The organism is Pseudoalteromonas sp. T1lg76, from assembly GCF_002964725.1.
Classification (GTDB): Bacteria; Pseudomonadota; Gammaproteobacteria; order Enterobacterales; family Alteromonadaceae; genus Pseudoalteromonas.
Genome location: NZ_PQCE01000063.1, coordinates 1 through 2405, shown reverse-complemented (window position 1 = coordinate 2405; position 2405 = coordinate 1). Strand labels below are relative to the sequence as shown.

Annotated in this window: 3 protein-coding genes; all 3 read left to right on the top strand. The window is 38.7% G+C overall.

What is annotated here, in order from left to right:
- Window positions 1–203 precede the first annotated feature (203 nt).
- The 3 genes from C2M35_RS15170 to C2M35_RS15160 all read left to right on the top strand — a co-directional run bounded on the left by C2M35_RS15170 (window position 204) and on the right by C2M35_RS15160 (window position 2230).
- Window positions 204–830: a LysE family translocator gene (locus C2M35_RS15170; RefSeq protein ID WP_105265700.1), complete on the top strand. Its 627-nt coding sequence runs from the start codon at window positions 204–206 to the stop codon at window positions 828–830.
- 115 nt (window positions 831–945) lie between these two features.
- The gene (locus C2M35_RS15165) at window positions 946–1257 is read left to right on the top strand and encodes a hypothetical protein (RefSeq protein ID WP_158678002.1); all 312 of its coding nucleotides are present in this window, start codon (window positions 946–948) and stop codon (window positions 1255–1257) included.
- 118 nt (window positions 1258–1375) lie between these two features.
- Complete coding sequence (locus C2M35_RS15160; RefSeq protein WP_105265698.1) at window positions 1376–2230, top strand: YDG/SRA domain-containing protein; 855 nt, start codon at window positions 1376–1378, stop codon at window positions 2228–2230.
- The last annotated feature ends 175 nt before the right edge of the window (window positions 2231–2405 follow it).

Genomic DNA, 2405 nt, shown 5'->3' with positions numbered 1-2405 from the left:
ATAGTCAAGAAAACGACCCAATCGCGTGCTTTTGTCGCAAGATGAAAACGAGCAATAGCTATTTTTAATAATATTGGCAATAAGTTAACTAGTCTGTTAAAAATATATCATTCAGAAAAGTGAGCGGTAGCGTAGTAGAAAAACGCGCGATTCGCTCGCTATAAACATGTTATGCCACAGCCAGAAAATATGGAGAAAAGGAAATGGATCTTAATTCACTACTACTATTTATAGTCGCTTGTCTTGCTATCAATATGATACCAGGGCCAGACGTTATCTATATTGTTTCAAACACAATGAAAGGTAAGTTGGTCACTGGGTTCAAAGCTGCAATGGGACTTGGTATAGGTTACTTTGTTCATACTATAGCAGCTTCATTAGGATTATCTGCAATTATCCTCAGCTCAGCGGTAGCTTTTAGCGCAGTCAAATGGTTAGGTGCCGCTTATCTAGTCTATTTGGGTGTTCAGTCGTTACTTTCAATGTGGCGTGGGGATAGCACATTGAAAGTAAGTGAAAGCGTTGAAAGTGATAAAAATGTATTTGTACAAGGCGTAGTTGTTAGTGTCTTAAACCCGAAAGTTGCACTGTTCTTTCTTTCGTTCCTACCTCAGTTTATTAACACATCATCAGGTTCGGCTTCGATGCAATTATTGTGTCTTGGTTTGTTATTTAGCGTACTCGCTACAATGTGTAATATCCTATATGCATCAGTAGGTAGTTGGGTCTTTAGTCGCCCGAATTCTCAGCGCTACTCAAGAGGGCTAGAGGGCGTTTCTGGTGTGTTACTTATTGGGCTAGCAAGCAAAGTTGCAATCAGCGATCGCTAGTGGCATAACAAAGCATTTAAGAGTGATTCGCAACGCTTGGCAGTTTCGCTTCGCTCAAGTATAGCCAAGCGCCGCTCACACCTTAATGCGGCGTTAGCAGTACAAGGAAAGTTTCGTGGATTCATCTAGTTTCAGAGACAAAATGCTCTCCCAGATTACCATCGGTTATGATTGGGACACGTTAAATAATTTCGCTGAAATAAAGCTTATCTCAAATAAAGGTGATATCTCTTCATTTACAATTTATAAACTCACTGAATATTCACTTTACGATGATTTTTCAGCTAGTTACATTAGTCAATGTAAACTCATTATAAATAATTCAATGGTCTATTTAAGTTTGGATCCATACGATGAGCTATCTAATCAGATAGATCTGGATAATGATTGTTTATGGTTTAAAGGCAGTAACATTGAAAAAGTGTAATGTACTGCTAACAAGTTACTCAAAAGGACGTAAAACGCTTGGCTTGCGCTCCTTCGTCGCTAATTTTAGCCAAGCATTTTACGCCCATTAGTAAGGCGTTATGCATATAAGGATTTAGATGCGCACTTTCGGTGAAATAAATGGAGTTAGTCCAGGTGATATCTTCGATAACAGAGAAGCTTTGGCTAAAGCTAAAGTTCACCCTCCTTTAGTTGCAGGAATAAGTGGTGGTAAAAACGAAGGTGCTGACTCTATCGTACTTTCTGGGGGGTATGAGGATGACGAAGACTTTGGTGACGTCATTATTTATACGGGCGCAGGAGGTCAACAAAATGGTAAACAGGTTTCAGATCAAGAGCTAGATGGTGTAAACCTAGCTTTAGCTAAAAGCAAAATTGAAAATCTTCCAGTCCGAGTAACTCGCGGACACAAACATCAAAATGAATTAAGCCCAATAAAAGGCTACCGATATGCAGGGCTATATCACGTAGAAAACTACTGGTACGAAACAGGAAAATCTGGGTATAAAGTTTGGAGATACAGGTTAATTGCTCAAGAGGGCTCATCTGCTGACTACATAGTAAAAGAGCCAACTGGCGAATATGATGCTCCAGGTAGAAAACCATCAACAGTTAATCGTATTGTAAGAAACTATCAAAAAGCTAAAAATGTAAAGTCTTGGCATAACTACGAATGCCAAGTATGTGGGATAGCAATTAAAACCAGTGCTGGCTTATACGCTGAAGCAGCTCACATTAAACCTTTAGGTGAACCACATAACGGACCAGATATAGAAAGCAATCTTTTGTGTTTATGCCCTAACCACCATGTCATGTTCGACAATGGTGGCTTTGCTATAAGTGATAGTTTAGAGCTGATAGGTATTGAGGGTAAACTTAATGTCGTAAAAAAACACCTCATCAATATCGACTTTATTAGGTACCATCGAGAGCATTATCACAAAAATGCATAACAAGCTGTTTAACAAGGACAAAATACAGTTGGCTTTTGCTCCTTCGTCGCTTAATTTTAGCCAACTATATTTTGCCCATTAACAGGGCGTTATGTTTAAAGGCATGATTCGATATTTAATTTTAAGTTTAGGTGTATTTATTTCTGGCTGTTCTCTATTCAAAATTGGAGAGAAT